Here is a 21,244-nt window from a genome sequence, read left to right on the forward strand (position 1 = left end):
TAGCGCCCAGGATGTGGCGTGCATGCTTCAGGACGGGTCACACGCCATGACCAAAGAGCAGCAAACCACTCAGTCCGGACCAGAGAAGCTGACAATGGCGGGCGAATTGTCCGCATTGATCCGCGAGTCCTGGCGCGCGCTGGTCGGTTGGGCGTGCCTGATCGGTGCGTCGCTGATCGGATTCGGGCTCACCGAAGGTACATCGTATCATCACCTCGCGACGGGCATTCTGCTGACGTCGTCGACGCTCTTCATCCTCATGGCGTTGTTTGAGGGAGTTTGGCGGCTGTTCGTCGATCACGAGTCCTGAGCTCGCATCGTCTTTCCACGTTCGTCTTATCGGTCGCACCGACGCCGATCAGACGACGCGTTCTCCGGACGCCGAAACGATTGCGCCCTCCGTCTCAAGTGCTGCGATCTGCTTGTCGTCGAAGCCGTGCTCGGCCAGCACCTCGCGCGTATGCTCGCCATAGACGGGGGCGCCGGACTGCACCTTGCCCGGCGTCTCCGAGAATTTGACGGGAAGACCGATCGTCCTCACGGGACCGAGCGTGGAATGCTCGACCTCGACGACCATCTCGCGTGCCAGCGTCTGCGGGTCGCCGAGCGCCTCCAGCATGTCGTGCACGGGTCCGCACGGCACGCCCTTGTCGTCAAGCGGCCGCGAGCCAGTGCGATCGCGGCCTGGTGCGGAAGCGTTCGCTCAAGACAGCCTCGAGCTCTTTCAAATGCGCCATGCAGTCGGCGCCGGTGACGAAGCGCGGATCGGCGGCAAGCTCGGTGGCACCGAGCGCCTCCAGCATCAGGAGCCAATGCTTCTTGTTGGCGCCGCCGACTACGAGCCAGCCGTCGGAGGCTTCGAAGGCCTGATAGGGCGCATTGAGCGGATGCGCCGAGCCCATCGCGCGCGGCGCGGTGCCCGCGGCGAGCGCGATTGTCGATTGCCCCACTGGTCTGGGTGTCGGTACCCTCTGTCTCCCAAGCTGATGCTTGGTCTGATCGCCAGGCGCGGCTTCCCCACGGAGACGTTCATCACCGGGCCTCCACCGGGGCATCGCCGGAATACCGGCCCCTACGGTTTGATGGGTCGCTCCGTTGGAGGTGTCGGCGTAGGGTGTGTCCCTCATCATAAAAAATAACGGGAGGCCTAATGTCGACAATTGACCAGCCCACCCAAGGGCGTGCCGCGGACATCCTCGCTCGCCTGGACCGACTCCCGGGCACGCGACATGTCTGGATGATGGTCACGCTGCTCTCGCTCGGCGGCATGTTCGAGCTCTACGATCTGTTCATGACCGCTTATGTCGTTCCCGGCCTCCTGAAGGCGGGAATGCTCAAGGACGTGTCCGTCAGCATATTCGCGGGTCCGGCGTTGTTCGTCGCGGCGACCTTCACGGGCCTGTTCATCGGCACCTGTGCGTTCGGCTATGCCGCCGACAAATACGGACGTCGCACCGTCTTCACCTATTCGATGCTGTGGTACAGCGCGGCGACATTCGTGATGGCCTTCCAGAATACGGGTCTCGGCGTCAGCCTGTGGCGGCTGATCGCCGGCATCGGCATCGGCGTGGAACTGGTCACCATCGACACCTACGTGTCCGAGCTCGTGCCCAAATCGATGCGCGGCCGCGCCTTCGCCTTCAATCAGGGCGTCATGTTCTCGGTTGTGCCGATCGTGGCGTTCATCGCCTACATGCTGGTGCCGATCAGCCCGTTCGGCGTGGACGGCTGGCGCTGGGTGGTCCTGATCGGCTCGACCGGCGCCCTGATCGTCTGGTTCATCCGCCGCGCGGTCCCGGAGAGCCCGCGCTGGCTGATCAATCAGGGACGGCTCGGCGAGGCCGATGCGGTCACGACCGCGATCGAGGCGAAAGTCCGAAGTGACCTCAAGGGCGCGGCGCTGGCGACGCCGGGAAGCCATGCCGTGGAGAAGGTCGAGCGCCAGGGCCGCTTGGCCGAGATCTTCGCACCAAGCTATCGCAGCCGCACCTTCATGCTGATGATCTTCCAGTTCTTCCAGACCTTCGGCTTCTACGGCTTCGCCGCCTGGGTGCCGACGCTGATCGCGCAACAGACCGGCATCAATGTCGGCAAGAGCCTGCTCTATTCATTCATCATCGCGATCGCCAACCCGTTCGGCCCAATGTTGGCCATGAGCTTCGCCGACAAGTTCGAGCGAAAGTGGCAGTTGGTCGCCGCGGCCTGCTGCATCGGCATCTTCGGAATGCTGTTCTCGTATCAGAGCACCATGCCGCTGTTGATCCTGTTCGGTGTGCTGATCACGCTTTCGAACAACATCCTGTCCTACTCGTTCCACAACTATCAGGCCGAGCTGTTCCCGGCCCGGATACGGGCGCGCGCGGTCGGGTTCACCTACTCGCTGAGCCGGCTCAGCGCGATCTTTGCGAGCTTCATCATCGGCTTCTTCCTGCAGACCGCGGGCACCAAGGGCGTGTTCGGATTGATCGCGGGCGCCATGCTCATCGTGGTCGTCGCCATTGCAGGATGGGGTCCGCGCACGCTCGATCGCGAGCTTGAGGAGATCTCGGGATGACGTAGACGAGCAGGCACGGCAATGCCGTCTCGCGTGGCTTCGAGGTCTCCCGCAACCTCAACATAGCGACGCCCGGCTTTGGGCTACGTCCGCCTCTGTCCCAAGGCCGGCGTCATGAGCAGACGTTCACTCGTCTGCAGCCGGTGCTATGTTCGAGCATGTCCCCGGCCCGCTCCGTGCTCCTGGATCTCGACGGAACGCTCGTCGATTCGCAGCCGGGCATCATCGCGAGCTGCTCGGCCGCCCTGCGTGCGCTCGGACATGATCCCGGCGAAGCGCTCGAGATCAAGCGAGCGATCGGGCCGCCGCTCGAAGAGATCTTGCAGGCCCTGCTGCAGCCACGCGGAGACGACAGGATCGATGAAGCCGTGGCGGCCTATCGTCAGCACTACGGCGAAAGCGGCCTGCTCGGAAGCGAGCCTTACCCTGGAATCCGCGATGCGCTCCGCGACATGCGGCGAGCCGGATTGCGGCTCTATCTGGCTACGTCGAAGCGCGAAGTCTTTGCCCGGCGCATCCTGGAGAACCTGGAATTAGCAAGATACTTCGACGGCATCTACGGCTCGGTGCCGGGCGGCAGACTGGATCATAAGCCCGAGTTGCTCGCCCATATCCTGTCTGAACGGGATATCTGCGCCTCGCACAGCCTCATGGTCGGCGATCGCCGGCATGACATCGTCGGCGCCCACGCGGTCAAGATGCGCGGTCTTGGCGTGCTTTGGGGATATGGGAGCCGAGATGAGCTCGAAGCCGCCGGCGCAGATCAATTGGTGGAACGGACGGCCGATCTCGCTCGCATAGTTCTGTCGATGCTGAACGGATAGCCTTCGTTTCAGGCTGCCAAGCGCCGGCCCGCGTCTGTCGCCCGACGGCAAGGCCGTGACCTTCATGGGCTACGACGCTGCGGTGAACGATCTGGACGTTTCCAATTCCAATTCGCCCAACCATGTCGATCCCACCAATCCAGTGACCAGCGTGCACGCACGCGTGGTCGCGGAGCTGGGCTTTGACGGGTCGCTGCACCGGACCAAGGTCAACGTCTATAGCGGCGACAATGGCCGCGGCGCGATCCGCGCCAACAAGGTCAACGGCACCCCGGCCGACCAGTATTTCATGGTCGGCAATGCCGGTAACGGCAGCGGTACCCAGCCAGTGCTGATTGTCGACGACACCGGCGTTCAACTCGCGACGCCGGGCAGCGATGGGTCCGACACCGTGGTCGGCGTGCAGCAGGGAACGCCCGGCAGCAAGAACGGCTTCCAGTTTGGCTTCGCCGTCGGGCAGCTTGGCTTCGCCGCGGACAAGTCCGGCAAGGACGATAATTTCCGCGGCCTCGCGATCTTCAACAACACGCTTTACGTGACCAAGGGCAGCGGCAGCAACGGCATCAACACGGTCTATCAGGTCGGCGCGTCGGGAGTTCTGCCGACCCGGGACACAGCCTCCTCGACCGCGTTCAGCATTCTTCCGGGTTTCCCAAGCAATCCTTCGGTGAACTCCGGCGCGAACGGCTTCTATCCTTTCGGTCTCTGGTTCGCCGATGCGAACACGCTTTATGTCGCCCAGGAAGGCGACGGCAAGCTGACCGACGCGGCAACATCACCGACCGCGGGTCTTCAGAAATGGATCTATGCGAACGGCACGTGGAGCCTCGCTTACACCTTGCAGAAGGGTCTGAACCTTGGCACGGCCTATCACGTGAAACGGCTATCCGACCGACCCGGCAACAGGCGGTCTGCGCAACATCACCGGCCGCGTGAACCGCGACGGCACCACGACGATCTTCGCCGTGACGTCGACCGTGAGCAATTCGGTCGAGCCCGGAGCCGATCCGAATCAGGTGGTCGCCATTACGGACAAGGTCGCTGCGACGACGCTTCCGGCGAACGAAGCTTTCGATGTCGTCGTGCCGCCGGCTTTCGGAATGGTCTACCGCGGCGTGTCGTTCGCTCCCGGCAATTGCGATGGCGATTATGGCCAGATGAAGGACAATGGCCGCGGCCACGACAACGGCGCGAACTCACGGGACGACGTCTGCGGTCCAACCAGGATCGCCGCGGGTCACTGATCGTCCGCAGTGACCGGAACCTTTGCTGGCCGCGCATTGCGTTGCAGGCCGGGTGACGCGACTGCGCACCCGGTCGGTTCCAGGTTCAAGGCCGACCACAGCGCGTTCGGTCTGCGCGTGGCCCATAAGAGGCATTCGCTGACAGAGCAACAAGCCTGAATTGAGCCTTCGCGGCCGGCAAAGAGTCGGGCTCGCGGGCCGGCGTTACAATGGGAATCAGCGCTGGTCTCCCGAACGCTGGCGGCTTTTCAAGGCGCCGATCTCGGCGTCCCGCGTCGCGCCGAGGCGCTACGACCCGGAACCTTACGCGAGGAGAACGCGTTCTGGCGGGTTGGGGGTAAATCAAATCAAGAAAGGAATGCTCATGCGGATCTCCACGGCATCCGTCATCGTTGCGGCGCTCTCCCTGGGAACGCCGGCTTGGGGGCAGGCGCAAGGAACCCAACCCAAGGCGCCACCACAGTCTCAGTCTGAGGAGTCCAACGTCATCCGGACCATACAGGTCGTCAACATCAAGGACCTCGAGCCCGAAGTGCGTTCAAAGGTCGAGAATGTCGTAGCAAAGGCAAGCGAAGACGATCTGCGAAGGCTTCAGCAATCCGTCGAAGCGTCGCCGGAGGCCGTATCGGCGCTTAAGGCGAAGGGCCTCAGTTCGTCACAAGTTGTCGCGGTCAATCTCACCAACGGCATCCTGACGCTCTTCGCCAAAACGGCCTGAAGAAGACAGCCTGAGGAAGTACAGCCTGAAGGCACTCGGACTCAACAAAAAGACCCGCCGGCTTGCACCCGGCGGGTCCCAACGTTCTGTCCGCTCCATGGCGGATCCCCTCCGCATCGCCGCACGTTCGTAAAGCGTGCGAAGCCGCGTCAATCCCTGGATATGCCGGATCAACGATCCCAGTTGGGACCGCACCGGTCGGCCGCGCGTTGCGAGGCCGACTTCGAGAGCCGGTTTTCAAGGCGTCGCAAATCGGCCCTGCCGGGCGGGTCGGTCTTCTTGGGAACTGGATCAAGGTGGAAAACCGGGGGTATCATGCCCCCGAGCGAGTGAAGAAAGCCCTCGACAAATGGCAGGAGAACTGATGTGAAGCTACTTGGAGCGCTGATGCTTGCGCTAAGCGCGCTTTGGATGACAAGGCCGGCAGCTGCACAAATGTACGATCCACGCTACCCGGTCTGCATGCATGTCTACGGTTCGCTGATCGGCGAGCGAATGGACTGCATCTTCACTTCGTTCAATCAGTGCCAGGCCTCCGCCATGGGTATCCCGGCGAGCTGCCTGCTTAACCCCTATTACGCTGCGAGATCGTTGCCCCCTCGCAGGTTTGAACGATAATCCTTGCGGCTCGCGTTTCGCGAGCATGCGGTTGAGCCTCACGACTGCGCCGGACCCGCAGTCCCTGATGTGACGATGTTTGGCTCACTAAGTCGTCCCGGCGAACCGCCCCTTCTCCGCACCCGCAGAGACCGTGAGCTGATGCGTGATGGGCCTTGAGCTCGCCCATGAGGCAGCCGAGCAGGCCGCGGCCGGCGACCTCGGTTGCCGCTGGGCTTCTCGCGCATTCCGTCATGGATTTCCGCCGCCTCCGCGTCGACGTCTCATCGAAAATCAGCCATCTCGTACAACGGCCGGATTTCGATCTCGCTCGGTCCCGGCATGGGATTGGGGCAGCGCTTCACCCAGGCGACCGCCTCGTCCATGTCCTTGACCTCCCAGAGCCAGAAGCCGGCGACCAGCTCGCGCGTCGCGGCGAAAGGCCCATCGATGACGGTACGGCCGGCGCCGTCGAACGCAATACGCTTGCCGTGGGACGAGGGCTTGAGGCCGTCGGCGGCGCGCATGATGCCGGCATTGACCAGCTCCTCATTATATCTGCCCATCGCCTCGAACATCTCGGTGGTGGGGAGCATCCCCTTTTCGCTGTCTTCGGTCGCCTTCACGAGCACCATGACACGCATCGTCTGTCTCCTTACTTCAGCCCTCGCCTCATCGGAGGGACATCGGAACGACGAACGGAGTTTTGGCGGACCGACATCGCCCTGCAAATATTTTAGCGGGCTGAGACGGAGGTGCTCCGCGTCTTGTCCATCGCATTGACATTGGCATGTCCGCTCGCGCCGCTCCTCGGAGCCGACAGCACATGATCGCGCGACGCACTGCGCATCGCGCAATCCGGCGGACGATCCGGCGCGATGTCTTACCCGACATTCCACGCTCTCGATGAACACGCGTTCACGAGCGTTACGAAATGGTCATGGAGGGGCGTGTTGAATGGCCTTGCCCGTTCGCCTACGTTTTTCATGAACAGGAGGGACTTTCCATGAAACGGTCGCAGCTTCTCTTGGACAACGCAGTGATCTGTTCCAAGCTTGCCAAGCGTTCAACCGATAAGCAGACGAAAGCTCTCTTCAAGCGCATGGAAGAATCCTGGAGGGCTCTGGCGCGCGAGCAGGACTGGCTCGATGGCGAGATCGCTCCGATCGAGGCATATCGGCTTGGCCGCCCGGCCGGCGTCAGGAGGCCCCATGCCGCATGAAGCCGCTAGCCGAGGTCGATCGTGCCTGGCGCGACGATCACATCGGCAGCCGCGGCGCAATACGACCCGGTCACGTCGATCCATGTGACGCGGCAAGCTCTGCAAGGTCGATCTCGAACACCGCGGTAGGCGCGCTTCGCTCTTGGGCACCTTCGGGAGGGCACCCTCGGAGGCGCGCCGCGAGGAGTCGGCGGTTGTTGCCGGCCGCAACCTGTGACACCATTTAGATACTGAGTTGTCATGACCTCTGGATTCGATGCGGCGCCAGAAATATGCTTGGGAAAAGCTGTCTGATGAGCAGTTGCTCGAGCAACGCCTCAGTCGTTTGAGGGTTGCGGTCGAAGGTACTTGGCTCGAGGATTGTCTCGGCACTCTATATGAAGAGCTCGAAGGGCGCGGCATCCGGCTGCGGCCACACGCGTGGATATCGAGCGAATGGTTCAGCCCGGCAAATGTGCCCGGCATTGCCATCCCATTCTATCTCGCCCATCCCCGCCTGATGAAACTCGAGAAGAAAATGATGCTCGACGTCGAGGGCGGCACCTGGTCCGAGTGTATGGCCATTCTCCGTCATGAGGCCGGCCATGCCGTGCAGCACGGCTACCAGCTGCAACGCCGGAGGCGCTGGCAGCAGTTGTTCGGCCCGTCCTCGAAACACTACCCGCGCTACTACCAGCCCAATCCGGCCAGCCGGCGTTATGTCCAGCATCTTCGGCGCTGGTACGCGCAGAGCCATCCGGACGAGGATTTCGCCGAGACCTTCGCGGTGTGGCTACGGCCGCGCTCGAACTGGCGGACACGATATGCCGGTTGGCCGGCGCTGAAGAAGCTCGAATATGTCGACGAGCTGATGGGCGAGATTGCAGGGAAGCGGCCGCTGCTCACGACGCGAGAGCGGGTCGATCCGCTGCATGAGCTCAGCCAAACGCTCGGCGAGCACTATAGAAAGAAGCAGGCGTTCTACGCCTTCAACCCACCGAAGACTTACGACCGCGACCTTTCCCGGCTGTTTTCCGCCGACCAGCGGCATCGACGGGGACGACCGGCTTCGGTCTTCATCAGGCGACACCGAGCCCAAATCAGGCAGCTGGTTGCGCGGTGGACCGGCGAAAACCAATTGACGCTCGACGCTGTGCTTGACGACATGATCTCGCGCTGCCGCGAGCTCGATCTGCGCGCCGTCGGCCCTGAACAGAAGCTCGTGATCAACTTCACCATCCTTTTGACCGCCAAGACCATGCACGCGCTGTTCGGCCCGTCGCGGCGCAAATGGATCGCGCTATGAGACGCCTTCGCATTCTCGTGCTCATGCATCCGGACTTCGTGCCTCCGGACTCCACCGACGGATACACCGCGCAGCAAATCAATGCGTGGAAAACGGAATACGACGTCGTGAGTACCTTGCGCGCGGCCGGCCATGAGGTTCGCCCGCTCGGCGTGCAGGAGGAAATCAAGCCGGTGCGCGACGAGATCGAGGGCTTCAAGCCGCATGTGGTATTCACGTTGCTGGAGGAGTTCCGCTATGAGGTCGTGTACGACCAGCACATCGCAAGCTATCTCGAGCTGATGCAGATCCCGTATACCGGGTGTAACCCGCGTGGCCTGATCCTGGCGCGCGGCAAGGATCTGTCCAAGACGCTGGTGCACCATCGCCGGATCGCGGTGCCGGCCTTCGCCGTGTTCCCGATGCGCCGCAAGGTCAAACGACCGCCGCGTCTTGCGCTGCCGCTCATCGTCAAGAGCCTGAACCTGGATGGATCGTTTGCTATCTCGCAGGCATCCATCGTCGATACGGACGAGAAGCTCGCAGAGCGGGTCGCCTTCATCCACGAGCGGGTCGGAACTGCCGCCATCGCCGAGCAGTACATCGAGGGACGCGAGCTCTATGTCGGCGTGCTCGGCAACAACCGGCTGCGGGTTCTGCCGGTTTGGGAATTGAAGTTCGGCAGCATGGGCGGTCGCGGGGCACGGCTCATCGCCACCGAGAAAGTCAAACATGATCCCAACTATCAGGAACGCGTCGGAATTGAAGATGGGCCGGCCAAGAACCTTGCGCCGGAACTATCCGCCCATATTCAGCGACTGGCGAAACGCATCTACCGAACATTGGGACTCGATGGATACGCGCGCATCGACTTTCGCCTCTCTGCCGACGGCATTCCGTATTTCATTGAGGCGAATCCCAATCCCGAAATCGCGAAGAGCCAGGAGTTCGCGACAGCGGCTCGCCATGACGGATTGGACTACCCGGATCTGCTGCAGCGCATTCTGGCCCTCGGAATCAGCCGTGCAAAGGCAGGCGTATCGCTCGGCTGAAGGGCGTCATCGTCTTTCGCTAACGCTCGGGCTTGCATTGATCGGTCCCCACGAAACGTCGCCATAGGAACTCTGGCGGCTGTTCGCGGTTTTCACACGTCAGTCGGCCGTCTCTTTCGACCGAACGAGGTCAAGATGTACATTTCAGGCGAAGGTCTCATCGTCATCTTGCTGGCTGGCCTCATTGCAGGCTGGTTGGCGGGTAAGATTGTTGCGGGTGGGGGCTTTGGTCTGATCGGTGACGTCGCCGTTGGAATTGTCGGCGCTCTTATCGGCACCTGGCTGTTGCCCCGTCTGGGGATCCATATCGGCAGTGGCTTCGTCAGCACCATCGTTGTCGCGACTATCGGCGCCGTTGTGCTCTTGCTGATCATCGGGCTGCTTGGCGGGAAGTTTCCGCGACGACGATGGGGCTTTTCGTGGCGACGTTGGCGACTATGAGGCGATCAGAGTAACTTAGAAGGGGTGCGCACCGATGTGGCAAGAGACTTGTCAATCCATGCCACGATTGCGCGCTTTCCCCGTTCCAGGGAACTTGAATGCCCGATCACATCGGTTTGAGAAGCGGCGCGCGGAACATCCGCCGGTCCTCCGCGCTTGCCTCGGTCACAAATCACGAAAACGGGAGCGTCCAATGACGAGACTGAAGACTGCAACTCTTGCCGTCCTCGGCACCGCGGCCATCGTCGGCTCCGTGCTCGCGAGCCCAGCGATGGCCGAGGGTACAACCGCCAAGAGTACAATGACCAAGGGTGCGAAGTACACTCAGGCCCAGACCAAGGGATCTCAAACTCGCGCCGAAGGTCAGCGTCACGTTCAGCGTCACGCGACCTACCGCAGCCAGCGGATTCGTAACGCCAATGCCGCTTTGCCGAGCGGGAGAGTGTATCGCAGGCCTGCCGGGCCCGGTGAGGTGGCGGGCAATGTCGTGGGCGGCGCTGTCGCGACTGCGGGGGCGATCGCAACTGCCCCCTTCCGAGCCTTCGACAACCGCTATTACAGCTACGACAATAGCTACTCCAATTACTATGGCTACGGCTATGGCGGCCGCGACTGGAAGACTTACGCCGCCCACAACAGCCTTGCCTGCACGCCCGGCACGACATTCAAGGGGTCAGACGGCCGGCAACATCCCTGCCAGTAATCCCTTTCGACAAGACAAGGAAAAAGGCGGCCCGAGCGGCCGCCTTTTTTGTGGGGCGCGCGCTGGCTGCGACACTTCGCTCGCAACTGTGATTGTCAAGGCCGGCACCACGATCACCGGATCGCTCGATGATCTCCTGCACCGTCAGACCAAATTCGAGCTGGTGATCAACGTGAAGTCTGAGAAGCATTCGGGCTCACCGTGCCGTGCTGCTTACTCGCCAGCGCCAAGGCTGCGAGAACTCATGGACCGGCTCTCCGAGCTGAATTGTGATGCTCCATCGCTGGTGCGCACGACGGCAGAATTAGCGAGACCGCCGGTAGAAGCAACCTGGCTCTTGGCTCAGCCACGAGTCGAGCGGCCTGAGTTCGACGACGTAGTTTTCGATCTGGCCAGCCGCGGTATCGCTCAGCTCCGTCGTCATCGACAGCCTTTGACCCAACTCCGACATCACCCCTCCGGCACCCCGGCTAGACGCATGCCCTCACATACCCGCTCCAGCGCAGCAAGGTACGTCGGATTGTCGCTTGATGCGCCGAGGCGGAAGCGACGTATGGTAAAGCCTGGATCGAGCGTAAGTCCCGCCTTTGCAGCAGTTCGCGCCTCATCCAGCGCACCGAGCAAGCCCAAGGCAGCGGCCAAGTGAAAATGAGTGAGAGGAAAATTGCGGTTGGCTTCGATACTTCGTCGAAACCAAGAAACAGCTTCGGCTTCAGCACCGAGCTGTATCTTGGCCCTGCCGAGACAATGCATCCACCAGTTGGCGAAGGTGTCGCGAGGGGAGAGACGGAGAGCTTCAAGTATATGACCTTCGGTCTCGGTGGCGCGACCCGTTAAGAATTTGGCCAGACCACGGGCGGCATGAGCATCGGCGGCATTGGGATTGAGCACTAATGCTTGTTCGCATTCGGCAATTCCTTGGGCCGCGCGGTTGGTGAACATGTAGACGCAACCCAAGATAAAGTGGGCCAGGGCGTCATCCGGGGCCAAGGAAAGCGCTTTAATCGCATTTGTTTCGGCTGCCGAAAAGCGCGCGCTCCGGTCGTCGGTTAGCAGGGCAGCTCCCAACATCATATCGAGGCTTGCCATGCCGGCCAGCGCTCCCACACTTCGAGGATCGATAGTCAAAGCACGTTCGAAAAAGCCACGCGCCCGGGTCAGGTGCTCGGGGCTCGTCCCCTTGTTCAAGCACGCATTACCTTGAAAATTCAGGTCCGTTACATCGGGATCCAGCGAGCGCCCCGCTCGTCGTGCCTCAGCCTCAGTGAGTTGGGTATTCAGTGCGCTAGCAAGCCGCGCGACGATTTCGTCTTGCATATCGAACAGATCGGCAACGGGTTTGTCGAAGCGCTCGGCCCAAAGGTGATTGCCAGTTTCGGCATCCACAAGCTGCACGTTCACCCGCAATCGGTTGCCGCTACGCTGCACAGAGCCCTCGAGCACGTAGCGGATGTTCAAGTCGCGCCCGATCTTCTTGAGGTCGACCGCCTTACCCTTGTAGGTGAATGCAGTGTGCCTGCCGATCACGAATGAGCCTGGGATGCGCGACAAGTCGGTGGTCAGGGTCTCGGTTACACCATCCACAAAGTAGTCTTGCTCGGGATCACCGCTGAGATTGGCGAAGGGCAGCACGATGATGGAAAGGCGAGGGGTTGAACGTGAGCCCGGCCGTGCGCAGTCGACGTGCGCGGCTGGGATGGCGTTTTCCCGGACTACGGCATAAGCCAAGACTGGGCGGGGAATGTTTTTGAAGTTCTGCTCGCCCAGATCGGCGAACTCAACGCCGATCTTGCCCCGGACATGCTCGTAGGCAGAAGATGAGATGCAGACGCCGCCGGGTTCTGCGATACTCTCAAGCCGCGCCGCAATATTCACGCCGTCCCCAAAGATGTCATGCGGCTCGACAATCACATCGCCGACATTAACGCCCACACGGAAAGCAATGCGCCTGTCGTCCACGTCGCCGATTGTAAGTTGCTTGATCCGGGTCTGGAATTGCATCGCAGCTCGGACCGCCTCGACCGCGCTCGGAAACTCCGCCAAGAACCCGTCCCCGGTGTTCTTGACGATGCGACCGCCGTGCTCGGCGATTGCGGGGGCGACGGCGTCCGTCAGGAGCACCGTCAGCCTGGCATGCGTAGCCTCTTCGTCATTGTGCATGAGCCGTGAGTAGCCCGCTACGTCGGCGGCCAATATCGCCGACAACCTGCGCTCGACCCGGACTGGCCGCTCTTGCACCATGGCCCGCAACTCCAAGGGACAGCATTGTACGCCGGATCAGGCGGCAGTGCCAAAGGGGGTTTTTGACAAGCGGCCCACCAGGCAGACGTCGGTTATTGGCCGAAGATCGATCGGGCCGTCTGCTTCCGAGTGCAATACGGGCATTGCCAATCCCCATGCCTTAGCCGGCCGCAAGTAGATTCTGCTTCAAGAGACCCGCCAGCCAATCCGCGAACACCTGCAACCGGCGCGACAAATGCTGCCAGTGCGGATAGAGCAAGGTCATCGGCATCGGCGCGGCTCGATGTGCGGGCATGATCTCGACGAGTTCTCCGGCGTCGAGATGCTGCATCACGTCATCGGCGGGAATCTGGATCAGCCCGAGGCCCGCGAGGCGGTAGGGCTGGTGGATGACCGGCCAGACCATCCTCGTCAACGGCGGCTACACCACGAAGTGAGGCCGGATGCTCGCGTCGTTCCTGGAGCAGCCGGCGCGTCGGGTGCGCACGCGCCCGATCATGGCATGCTCCGGAATGACGCGAGGACGCGGGCACTCGCCCCTTGGCATTGATTTGCCCGACGGCGCAAGGCCTCGCATCGAAAATATTTCTGTTTTTCAGCAGCACAACTCAGTCTATGATCCGCCCGTCTCACCCGATCGAGGGGCGCTTCGCGATCGTCACAAGTGTTGCGGTGAGATGCGGTGGACGCTGATCGCATGACTGACGAGCATGCGTGACGCGGACGGTGAAGTCGTGTGGTCTTGACGCCCCAGTGGCAGGTGTCTCTTCGCAAGGCGCGGAACGCTTCTTTGCGAAGACGGTGACAAAAAAGCCAAGTCTCGCCGGGGAGAGCACGTATAAGCCGTAAACCATCGCGCAGGGAAAGCCGGGATTGCTCCGGTTTCACCTGTGGTCCTACCCCCGGTGCTTTTTTGTTGCACCGGGCCCATGGGTGCGATCGGCACCCGGCTTTCCCTGCGCCCTCTGATCTTCAGGAGGGGCGACGAGATGCAAGACTCGGGCAAATCATGTCGCGAGAATGCGGACTCGCATCCTCTCAGTCGTCATGGCCCGCCACCGGGTCGCGCCGTCGGCGCGCCCGATGACAGGCTCCTGCGGGCCATCCAGTACGCCGCGGCCTCTCCCATCAAGCAACGGCGTCTCTGGAATACTGGATCCCCCGCATGCGCGGGTGATGACACCGCGCTGTTTGATAGGTGAATCGAGAACCAACCCCACGTCGTCCTGGCTTTCGCCAGGACAACGCTAACAACTCCGTCGCGATCGCTGACAGCGACAACAGTGGCCCGTTGTTCGTAGCCGCGACATTGCGCCGCCGAGCTCGTTGCGGCGCAACAATCAAAATGAGACTGCCCGTCAAGCCATCGCCAAGCGCGATCGCCGGCGTCAGGAACGCCGCTTCGCCCTCTTCCGCTCGCGGCGCGGCTGCTCAAGCCGGACTATCGTCAGTGATCGTTGCAGCTCGTTGAGATAGTGGGCAAGCGCGACGCGGTCGTCGAACTTGAAGCCGCTGACGGCCTGATCGTAGAACTGGAAAATGCGCTCGCGCAGCTCGGCCCAGAAGACGAAACCCTCCCGCGTCAGCTTGACCAGGCGCGTCCGCTTGTCGCCTGGATCGGTCACGCGTTCGAGCAGACCGTCGCGTTCGAGGCGCTTGAGCACACCATCGAGGTTTTGCCGGCTGACGACGAGAAAGTCGGCCAGCGCGCCCACCGACATGCCGTAGGTCGGCCGCGGATCGGACAGCGCGCCGAGCACGGCCCATTGCACTGTCGTGACGCCGAGCTCCTTCACCGCCTGCTTCTGCAGCGTGTTGGCGACCTGAAACAGGCGGAAGAAGATCCGGTTGTTGAGATGATCGGCGACGCGCTCGGGCTTTCCCGACAGATCGACACCGGGCGCTTCGGCGGAGATCGCCGCCGGGTCGCCGACGGCCTTTCGCGAATGCCTGACGGAAGCCATGGATTGCCCGTCTCCGAGGTTGAAGTTCTAGATGTCAGGTCACGAAAGAGCAGGGGACGCGGCGCGACGCAACAACGCCCGGCGGTCCACCCGCCACCGACGCGGCTTTTCGTAGCTTAGGTGGCGATGCTGCATCTCGTTCCCTTATCCGTTCATGGTCAGGCCGCCGGACACGCTGATGACCTGCCCGGTCATGAAGTCGGCGTCGTCGCTCGACAGGAAGGCGATCAGGCCCGGAATATCGTCGGGCTGTCCGAGGCGCTTGAGCGGAATCGCCCGCTTCAATCCGTCATAGATCTTCTGGCCGTACTCGCCTTCGCCGACGAAGGACCGCAGCAGGGCAGTGTCGGTCGGCCCCGGGCAGACGACGTTGACCCTGACATTGTCGCGCGCGCATTCCCGCGCGATGGTCTTCGAGAATGCGATCAGGCCGCCCTTGCAGGCCGAATAGACCGCCTCTCCCGACGAGCCAACCCGGCCCGCATCGGAGGCGACGTTGACGACCTTGCCGCCGCCGGCCGCGATGAGGTGGGGAAGCGCCGCCTTGTGGAGATTCAGCGGACCGCGGAGGTTGATCGCAATGATCTTGTCCCACAAGTCCGGCTCGGTCTGCAGGAACGGCTTGGCGACGTCCCAGCCGGCATTGTTGACAAGGATGTCGAGCTTGCCGAACTTGGCAACCCCGCGCTCGACGGCGTCCTTGACCCCCGCATAGTCGGCGATGTCGACGGCCGCGCACAGCAGGCGCTGATCGTCCGCACCGAGACCATCGGCCAATTGCTTCAGCGCATCGGCGTTGACGTCGAGCGCGATGATCTTGACCTCCTCGTCGAGGAATCTGCGGCAAATGGCCCGACCGATGCCGCCGGCTGCGCCGGTGACGATGGCAACGCGCTTCTTCAAACCTCTCATGGTGCTGCTCCGTTGAATGCGCTGTGGGCTCGGTCGCGAAGCTTGAACTTCCGGACCTTGTTCCCTCGTCCCGATCGATTCGTTGCTCCCCGCGATCTCCGCCGCGGTTGTCAGATGCGATTGCCGAGGATCGCGCCCTCATAGATCGCGCGCTTGGCGTCGAGCTCGCTGGCCAGGCGGGCGCCGCCGATGACGTGGACGGTCTGGCCGTTCGCCGCGATCTCGTCGGCGATGCCACGATCGGATTCCTGCCCGGCGCAGACCACGATCGTGTCGGCCGGCAGCACCTCGACGCGATCAGGCAGCGCAATGTGCAGGCCTTCGCCTTCGATCTTCAAATAGCGCGCCTCGGCGATCTGACGAACCTTCAGGTCCTTCAATTCCTGGCGCAGGATCCAGCCGGTGCTCTTGCCGAGCGTGCGGCCGAACGCACCGGGCGAACGCTTGACCATGATGATCTGCCGCCGCGCCGGATGATGCGTCGGCGCGCCGTTGATGCCCCACCGCGCAAAGAACTCGTCGCGTGTCGGCCGGCGGCCATTGGTCTCCATCGCAAGGAACAGCGCGACGTCGTGGCCGATGCCGCCGCCGCCGATCACGACCACCCGGTCGCCGGCCTTGACCGTGCCGTCGAGCACTTCGGTGTATCCGACGACCCTTGGATCGTCGCCACCGGGGATATCGATCAGGCGCGGCGACACGCCGGTCGAGACGATGACCTCGTCAAACCTCTCGCGCTTGAGCGCCCCCGGATCGACGGCTGTGCCGGTTCTGATCTCGACACCGGCCTCGCTGAGTTGCGCCTCGTAGCTATCAAGCGACAGGCCGTAGTCTTCCTTGCCGGGGATGTTCGCCGCCAACGCGAACTGGCCGCCGATCCTGGGTGCCGCCTCGAACAGCGTCACGTGATGGCCGCGGCGTCCGGCTTCGAGGGCCGCCGCCATACCGGCCACGCCCGCGCCGACCACGGCCACGCGCTTGACCGCGGCGGCGGGCACATCGGTGAACTCGGTCTCGCGCGCCGCCCGTGGGTTGACCAGGCAGGTGATCACCTGGTCGGTGAAGTAATGGTCCAGGCAGGCCTGGTTGCAGGCGATGCAGACATTGACGAGGTCGGCCCGGCCGCGGCCGACCTTGTTGACGAACTCGGCGTCGGCCAAGAGCGGCCGCGCCATCGAGACCAAATCCGCTGCGCCATCGGCGATGATGCGGGCCGCATCGTCGGGCAGATTGATGCGGTTGCTCGCGGTCACTGGGATCTTGACGACGTTCTTCAGACGGCGGGTCGACTCGATGAAGGCGGCATGCGGCACCGGACCTGCGATGGTCGGCACCGCGGCCTCATGCCAGCCGATGCCGGTCGACAGGCAGTCGGCGCCCGACTTCTCGACTTCCCTCGCCAGCCAGATCGTCTCGTCCTGCGTCAGGCCGCCCTCGACGAGCTCGAGCGCCGAGATGCGATAGGAGATGATCGCATCACCGATCGCGGCGCCGACCGCCCTGATCACAGCGAGCGGAAAGCGCGCGCGGTTCTCCAGCGCGCCGCCCCACGCATCGGTCCGATGATTGGTGCGCGGCGCGAGGAACTCGCTGATCAGGTAGCCCTCCGAGCCCATGATCTCGACGCCGTCATAGCCAGCCTCGATCGCAAGACGCGCGGTCGCGGCATAATTGCGGATCGTCTCCTCGATCTGTTCGGCGGAGAGTTCGGCGGGTACGTCGCGATTGATCGGGGACTTGATCGGCGACGGCGCGACAATGGCCGGATGATAGCCGTAACGGCCGGCATGCAGGATCTGCAGCAGGATGCGGCCGCCGGCCGCGTAGACCGGCTCGACAATTTTCCTGTGATCCGGAACCTGGTCGGGCCGCTCGAACGTGCCCGGCTCGTTCTTCATCCGGCCGGCGAAGTTCGGCGCAAAGCCGCCGGTGACGATCAGGCCGGCGCCGCCCTTGGCGCGCTCCGCATAGAAGCGGCCCAGTTCATCGAACCGCTCGGGATGACATTCGAGCCCGGTGTGCATCGAGCCCATGACGATCCGGCTCTTCAACGTCGCCGAGCCAACCCGGATCGGATCGAGAAGAACGGACTGAGCGTCGGCCATGCTGAGCTCCCTGGATGCGTCGACAGCCTATTTAGCGCGGCGAGATATGTCAATATGTTTATATATTACGTACGCTCATCGCGATTTATCGCGCGCTCCAACGTTTCGTTCAAACGGCAATCACAAGTAAAATAATATGTTGTCATTAGTCAGCCATTCTGCCGTACACCCTCCTGCCCGTTGCAGAGAATCCCGGTCACATCGACGGCCGTTGCGAAGACACACCGATCGCTCAAGGCAGACATTCAGCCGCAAACGGTTGCGGCCGGCGCCGGCTTTTGGGATCGTGCAGCGCGCGCTCGCGCATACCATCCCTTGATCAAGGAGTTCCCGACGTGGCCATCCTCAAGGACTTCACGGTGGGCTTCTACAAGATCCCGCTGCCGACTGTGCTGAGCGACAGCACGCATGGTAAGATCAAGGCGTTCGAACTGATTACGATCCGCGCCCGCGACGCCGACGGCGCGGAAGGAACCGGCTACACCTACACGGTCGGCCGCAACGGCGGTGCCATCGCCGACATCCTGACCCGCGAGATCTGCGAGATCGCACTCGAGATGGAGGCCGAGGACACCGAGCAGCTCTGGCACAGAGTATGGTGGGCGCTGCACTATGGCGGCCGCGGCGGGCCGGCGGTGCTTGCCCTTTCGGCGCTCGACATCGCGTTGTGGGATCTCAAGGCGCGGCGGGCGTTGCTGCCGCTGTGGCGGCTGCTCGGCGGCTTCGACCCGCACGTGCCCTGCTACGCCGGCGGCATCGATCTCGACCTGCCGCTGGATGGCCTGCTGAAGCAGACCGACGACAATCTCGCGAAGGGCTTTCGCGCCATCAAGATGAAGGTCGGCCGGCCCAGCCTCGCATCCGACGTGACGCGCGTGAAGGCGATGCGGGGCCACCTCGGGGACGAGTTTCCGCTGATGGCCGACGCCAACATGAAATGGACCGTCGAGGAAGCGATCCGCGCCGCGCGGGCCTTGCAACCTTTCGACCTGACCTGGCTCGAGGAGCCGACCATTCCCGACGACGTCGCTGGCCACGCGCGTATCCTGCAAGCCGGCGGCGTGCCGATCGCGGCCGGAGAAAACCTGCGCAGCCTGTGGGAGTTCAAGCCATACATCGCCGGCGGCGCGCTGTCTTATGCCGAGCCCGATGTCACGAATTGCGGCGGCGTCACCAGCTTCATGAAGATCGCGCGCCTCGCCGAAGCCTTCAACATCCCGGTCACCAGCCATGGCGCGCACGACATCACCGTCCATCTGCTGGCGGCCTGCCCGAACCGCTCCTATCTCGAGGCGCACGGCTTCGGCCTCGACCGTTACATCGCAAATCCGCTGGTGCTCGAGCAGGGCATGGCGATCGCTCCGGATCGGCCGGGGCACGGCGTCGCGTTCGACTGGACAGGATTGGACCGGCTCAGCGCGCGATGATGGCGCCCGGAAAGCTTACCTCTCCCTTGGGAGAGGCATAGGCCGCCTTCAGCGGCCATCCTTGAGAGGACGCCGAAGCGCTGCTTCGGCTATGGCGTAGCGCCGGGTGAGGGGTTACGGTCTCTCGTGAGAGCTGCGGCCCCTCACCCGATTTGCTGCGCAAATCACCTCTCCCCATCGGGGAGAGGTGAACGGAGTCCGCGGCCAACCTCATTCAGTTTTATCATGCCTTAGACGTAGACGTGACGCTGCGGGAAAGCTGGTCTGCCGGCGCGCGCTAGGCGAGCTCGCGGCAAGCTGCTAGCTCTTTGCGCTTCAGATTTGCCTATGCAAGTATAGGAACCGGAGCAAATGGACAACCGCAGTGATGTTTGGCGTGGCGTCGACGCGATCAAGCCGCGTTTCATCGAATTGAGCGACCGTGTGTGGGGGATGCCGGAGGTCTGCTACACCGAGGCACGCTCGTCCGCCGAACATCTGGCCGAGCTACGGCATCAGGGATTTCGCATTACCGAGAACGTCGCCGGAATTCCGACCGCGCTGATGGGCGAATGGGGTGAAGGCGGCCCGGTGATCGCCTTCCTCGGCGAGTATGACGCGCTGCCCGGCCTCAGCCAGGAGGCCGGCGTCGCCGAGCATCGTCCGATCGAAGCCGACGGCCACGGCCATGGCTGCGGCCATAATCTGCTCGGCTCCTCCGCCCTGCTCGCCGCCACTGCGGTGAAGGACTGGCTTGCCGCCAACAGGGTGCCGGGGCGCGTGCGCTATTACGGCTGCCCCGCCGAGGAAGGCGGCGCCGCGAAGGCCTTCATGGTGCGCTCCGGCGCGTTCGACGACGCCGACATCGCCATCACCTGGCATCCGCACAGCTTCTGGGAGGTGGCGGTGACGCCGTCGCTTGCCAACACCCGCGCCGATTTCACCTTCACCGGGCGCACCTCGCATGCCTCGGCCTCGCCGCATCTCGGCCGCAGCGCGCTCGATGCGGTCGAGCTGATGAATGTCGGCGTCAACTACATGCGCGAGCACATGCCGAGCGACGCCCGGGTGCACTACGCGCTGCTCGACACCGGCGGGATCGCGCCCAACGTGGTGCAGGCCCATGCTCGCGTGCGCTATTCGATCCGCGCCCGCGACCTGCCCGGCATGAACGAGCTCGTCGAACGCGTGCACAAGATCGCGCAGGGCGCGGCGTTGATGACCGAGACCAAGGTGGAGATGAAGATCATCTCCGCGGTCTCCAACATCCTGCCCAACACGCCGCTGGAGCAGGAGCTGCACCGGATCATGGAAGACCTCGGCCCGCCGCATTTCGACGACGCGGACAAGGATTTCGCGAGCAAGATCCGCGCGACCCTGACCGAGAAGGACATCGCCTCGGTTTATTACGCGATCGGCATGGATCCGACCGACCGGCCGTTGGCCGACTTCCTGGTGCCGATCGACGCCAAGCGCAATCCGCTGATCGGCTCGACCGATGTCGGCGACGTCAGCTGGGTGGTGCCGACCGTGCAGGTTCATGCACCGACGGTTGCAATCGGTACGCCCTTCCACACCTGGCAGGTTGTGGCCCAGGGCAAGACGCCGGCCGCGCACAAGGCGATGGTGCAGGCCGCCAAGGCGATGGCCGGTCTCGGCGTCAAGGCGCTGATGGAGCCGGAGTTGATAGCCGCCGCCAAGGCAGACCTGACAAAGCGAACCAACCGGACACCTTATGTCAGCCCGCTGCCGACGAATGTTGCACCGCCGTTGGACATGTCGGTGGCCTGACAGCAAGCGTCGAATCGAGGCCAAGCGTGATCTGACCCCGGGCAGCCCTGGATTTAATCCAGAACCTTGCCCGGGACATGATCCCGGGCAAATCTTGCCTCGCGCCAAAAAAACGCATCAGAACAAAGGATAACGAACAAATTTTCCGCACTCCAAGGGGTGCGGGAGCATGCTTTGGCGCGGAAATGCCGAAGCCATGTGCGGCA

Annotated in this window: 20 protein-coding genes and 1 pseudogene; 13 read left to right on the forward strand and 8 right to left on the reverse strand. The window is 63.0% G+C overall.

Features of this window, described 5'->3' with window-relative positions; genetic code table 11:
• The first annotated feature begins 46 nt into the window (after nucleotides 1-46).
• Complete coding sequence (locus tag MTX19_RS33345) at nucleotides 47-310, forward strand: hypothetical protein (protein WP_280981012.1); 264 nt, start codon at nucleotides 47-49, stop codon at nucleotides 308-310.
• A 48-nt stretch (nucleotides 311-358) separates the two neighbouring features.
• On the opposite strand, the gene MTX19_RS33350 is transcribed toward MTX19_RS33345, so the two are convergent.
• Entirely contained in the window at nucleotides 359-643 is a 285-nt protein-coding gene (locus MTX19_RS33350; protein ID WP_280981013.1) for a CoA transferase, read from the reverse strand.
• Nucleotides 644-653: 10 nt separating this feature from the next.
• The gene (locus MTX19_RS33355; RefSeq protein WP_280981014.1) at nucleotides 654-950 is read right to left on the reverse strand and encodes a CoA transferase; all 297 of its coding nucleotides are present in this window, start codon (nucleotides 948-950) and stop codon (nucleotides 654-656) included.
• Between the two features lie 200 nt (nucleotides 951-1,150).
• On the opposite strand from MTX19_RS33355, the gene MTX19_RS33360 reads away from it, so the two are divergent.
• The 5 genes from MTX19_RS33360 to MTX19_RS33380 all read left to right on the forward strand — a co-directional run bounded on the left by MTX19_RS33360 (nucleotide 1,151) and on the right by MTX19_RS33380 (nucleotide 5,958).
• Nucleotides 1,151-2,554 (forward strand): MFS transporter, encoded by a 1,404-nt coding sequence (locus MTX19_RS33360; protein ID WP_280985666.1) that lies wholly within the window; start codon nucleotides 1,151-1,153, stop codon nucleotides 2,552-2,554.
• Between the two features lie 158 nt (nucleotides 2,555-2,712).
• Nucleotides 2,713-3,378 (forward strand): HAD hydrolase-like protein, encoded by a 666-nt coding sequence (locus tag MTX19_RS33365; RefSeq protein WP_280981016.1) that lies wholly within the window; start codon nucleotides 2,713-2,715, stop codon nucleotides 3,376-3,378.
• A gap of 64 nt (nucleotides 3,379-3,442) precedes the next feature.
• Complete coding sequence (locus MTX19_RS33370; RefSeq protein ID WP_280981017.1) at nucleotides 3,443-4,678, forward strand: hypothetical protein; 1,236 nt, start codon at nucleotides 3,443-3,445, stop codon at nucleotides 4,676-4,678.
• Between the two features lie 308 nt (nucleotides 4,679-4,986).
• Nucleotides 4,987-5,340 carry a hypothetical protein gene (locus tag MTX19_RS33375; RefSeq protein WP_280985667.1) on the forward strand — a complete coding sequence of 118 codons (354 nt, stop codon included), beginning with the start codon at nucleotides 4,987-4,989 and terminating at the stop codon, nucleotides 5,338-5,340.
• A 387-nt stretch (nucleotides 5,341-5,727) separates the two neighbouring features.
• Nucleotides 5,728-5,958: a DUF3551 domain-containing protein gene (locus MTX19_RS33380; protein ID WP_280984957.1), complete on the forward strand. Its 231-nt coding sequence runs from the start codon at nucleotides 5,728-5,730 to the stop codon at nucleotides 5,956-5,958.
• Nucleotides 5,959-6,221: 263 nt separating this feature from the next.
• Here MTX19_RS33380 and MTX19_RS33385 read toward each other — a convergent pair whose 3' ends face one another.
• Nucleotides 6,222-6,581 (reverse strand): YciI family protein, encoded by a 360-nt coding sequence (locus MTX19_RS33385; RefSeq protein ID WP_280981019.1) that lies wholly within the window; start codon nucleotides 6,579-6,581, stop codon nucleotides 6,222-6,224.
• 362 nt (nucleotides 6,582-6,943) lie between these two features.
• On the opposite strand from MTX19_RS33385, the gene MTX19_RS33390 reads away from it, so the two are divergent.
• The 5 genes from MTX19_RS33390 (at nucleotide 6,944) to MTX19_RS33410 (ending at nucleotide 10,619) form a co-directional block, all read left to right on the forward strand.
• Nucleotides 6,944-7,159 (forward strand): hypothetical protein, encoded by a 216-nt coding sequence (locus tag MTX19_RS33390; protein WP_280981020.1) that lies wholly within the window; start codon nucleotides 6,944-6,946, stop codon nucleotides 7,157-7,159.
• Between the two features lie 256 nt (nucleotides 7,160-7,415).
• On the forward strand, nucleotides 7,416-8,444 hold the full coding sequence (locus MTX19_RS33395; RefSeq protein WP_280981021.1) for a putative zinc-binding metallopeptidase: 1,029 nt from the start codon (nucleotides 7,416-7,418) through the stop codon (nucleotides 8,442-8,444).
• Nucleotides 8,441-9,475, forward strand: a complete 1,035-nt coding sequence (locus tag MTX19_RS33400) for an ATP-grasp domain-containing protein (RefSeq protein WP_348638238.1) — start codon at nucleotides 8,441-8,443, stop codon at nucleotides 9,473-9,475. Before MTX19_RS33395 ends, MTX19_RS33400 begins: the two co-directional genes overlap by 4 nt.
• 135 nt (nucleotides 9,476-9,610) lie before the next feature.
• Nucleotides 9,611-9,916, forward strand: coding sequence for a GlsB/YeaQ/YmgE family stress response membrane protein (locus tag MTX19_RS33405; protein WP_280981023.1), 306 nt, complete (start codon nucleotides 9,611-9,613; stop codon nucleotides 9,914-9,916).
• A 193-nt stretch (nucleotides 9,917-10,109) separates the two neighbouring features.
• The gene (locus MTX19_RS33410) at nucleotides 10,110-10,619 is read left to right on the forward strand and encodes a hypothetical protein (RefSeq protein WP_280973767.1); all 510 of its coding nucleotides are present in this window, start codon (nucleotides 10,110-10,112) and stop codon (nucleotides 10,617-10,619) included.
• Nucleotides 10,620-11,069: 450 nt separating this feature from the next.
• On the opposite strand, the gene MTX19_RS33415 is transcribed toward MTX19_RS33410, so the two are convergent.
• The 5 genes and pseudogenes from MTX19_RS33415 to MTX19_RS33435 all read right to left on the reverse strand — a co-directional run bounded on the left by MTX19_RS33415 (nucleotide 11,070) and on the right by MTX19_RS33435 (nucleotide 17,841).
• The gene (locus MTX19_RS33415; RefSeq protein WP_280981024.1) at nucleotides 11,070-12,860 is read right to left on the reverse strand and encodes an adenylate/guanylate cyclase domain-containing protein; all 1,791 of its coding nucleotides are present in this window, start codon (nucleotides 12,858-12,860) and stop codon (nucleotides 11,070-11,072) included.
• Nucleotides 12,861-13,020: 160 nt separating this feature from the next.
• Nucleotides 13,021-13,233, reverse strand: a pseudogene (locus MTX19_RS33420) (LysR substrate-binding domain-containing protein); the annotation flags it as partial.
• A gap of 1,015 nt (nucleotides 13,234-14,248) precedes the next feature.
• Nucleotides 14,249-14,824 (reverse strand): MarR family transcriptional regulator, encoded by a 576-nt coding sequence (locus tag MTX19_RS33425; protein ID WP_280985668.1) that lies wholly within the window; start codon nucleotides 14,822-14,824, stop codon nucleotides 14,249-14,251.
• 144 nt (nucleotides 14,825-14,968) lie between these two features.
• Nucleotides 14,969-15,736, reverse strand: a complete 768-nt coding sequence (locus tag MTX19_RS33430; RefSeq protein ID WP_280981026.1) for a glucose 1-dehydrogenase — start codon at nucleotides 15,734-15,736, stop codon at nucleotides 14,969-14,971.
• Nucleotides 15,737-15,846: 110 nt separating this feature from the next.
• Nucleotides 15,847-17,841 (reverse strand): NADPH-dependent 2,4-dienoyl-CoA reductase, encoded by a 1,995-nt coding sequence (locus MTX19_RS33435; RefSeq protein ID WP_280981027.1) that lies wholly within the window; start codon nucleotides 17,839-17,841, stop codon nucleotides 15,847-15,849.
• Between the two features lie 335 nt (nucleotides 17,842-18,176).
• Between MTX19_RS33435 and MTX19_RS33440 the strand changes: the two genes are divergently transcribed.
• Together MTX19_RS33440 and MTX19_RS33445 are read left to right on the forward strand one after the other, a co-directional pair.
• Nucleotides 18,177-19,268 (forward strand): mandelate racemase/muconate lactonizing enzyme family protein, encoded by a 1,092-nt coding sequence (locus MTX19_RS33440; protein WP_280981028.1) that lies wholly within the window; start codon nucleotides 18,177-18,179, stop codon nucleotides 19,266-19,268.
• A gap of 351 nt (nucleotides 19,269-19,619) precedes the next feature.
• Entirely contained in the window at nucleotides 19,620-21,038 is a 1,419-nt protein-coding gene (locus MTX19_RS33445) for a M20 family metallopeptidase (protein ID WP_280981029.1), read from the forward strand.
• Nucleotides 21,039-21,244 lie beyond the last annotated feature (206 nt).

Origin of the sequence: Bradyrhizobium sp. ISRA464 (genome assembly GCF_029910095.1) — a bacterium.
In the GTDB taxonomy this organism is placed as follows: domain Bacteria; phylum Pseudomonadota; class Alphaproteobacteria; order Rhizobiales; family Xanthobacteraceae; genus Bradyrhizobium.

Bases quoted from the DNA above. Each gene is read 5' to 3' on its own strand.
- MTX19_RS33345 (WP_280981012.1), top strand. From the start codon at position 47: ATGACCAAAGAGCAGCAAACCACTCAGTCCGGACCAGAGAAGCTGACA.
- MTX19_RS33360 (WP_280985666.1), top strand. From the start codon at position 1,151: ATGTCGACAATTGACCAGCCCACCCAAGGGCGTGCCGCGGACATCCTC.
- MTX19_RS33365 (WP_280981016.1), top strand. From the start codon at position 2,713: ATGTCCCCGGCCCGCTCCGTGCTCCTGGATCTCGACGGAACGCTCGTC.
- MTX19_RS33370 (WP_280981017.1), top strand. From the start codon at position 3,443: ATGGGCTACGACGCTGCGGTGAACGATCTGGACGTTTCCAATTCCAAT.
- MTX19_RS33375 (WP_280985667.1), top strand. From the start codon at position 4,987: ATGCGGATCTCCACGGCATCCGTCATCGTTGCGGCGCTCTCCCTGGGA.
- MTX19_RS33380 (WP_280984957.1), top strand. From the start codon at position 5,728: ATGCTTGCGCTAAGCGCGCTTTGGATGACAAGGCCGGCAGCTGCACAA.
- MTX19_RS33385 (WP_280981019.1), bottom strand. From the start codon at position 6,581: ATGCGTGTCATGGTGCTCGTGAAGGCGACCGAAGACAGCGAAAAGGGG.
- MTX19_RS33390 (WP_280981020.1), top strand. From the start codon at position 6,944: ATGAAACGGTCGCAGCTTCTCTTGGACAACGCAGTGATCTGTTCCAAG.
- MTX19_RS33395 (WP_280981021.1), top strand. From the start codon at position 7,416: ATGCGGCGCCAGAAATATGCTTGGGAAAAGCTGTCTGATGAGCAGTTG.
- MTX19_RS33400 (WP_348638238.1), top strand. From the start codon at position 8,441: ATGAGACGCCTTCGCATTCTCGTGCTCATGCATCCGGACTTCGTGCCT.
- MTX19_RS33405 (WP_280981023.1), top strand. From the start codon at position 9,611: ATGTACATTTCAGGCGAAGGTCTCATCGTCATCTTGCTGGCTGGCCTC.
- MTX19_RS33410 (WP_280973767.1), top strand. From the start codon at position 10,110: ATGACGAGACTGAAGACTGCAACTCTTGCCGTCCTCGGCACCGCGGCC.
- MTX19_RS33415 (WP_280981024.1), bottom strand. From the start codon at position 12,860: ATGGTGCAAGAGCGGCCAGTCCGGGTCGAGCGCAGGTTGTCGGCGATA.
- MTX19_RS33425 (WP_280985668.1), bottom strand. From the start codon at position 14,824: ATGGCTTCCGTCAGGCATTCGCGAAAGGCCGTCGGCGACCCGGCGGCG.
- MTX19_RS33430 (WP_280981026.1), bottom strand. From the start codon at position 15,736: ATGAGAGGTTTGAAGAAGCGCGTTGCCATCGTCACCGGCGCAGCCGGC.
- MTX19_RS33435 (WP_280981027.1), bottom strand. From the start codon at position 17,841: ATGGCCGACGCTCAGTCCGTTCTTCTCGATCCGATCCGGGTTGGCTCG.
- MTX19_RS33445 (WP_280981029.1), top strand. From the start codon at position 19,620: ATGGACAACCGCAGTGATGTTTGGCGTGGCGTCGACGCGATCAAGCCG.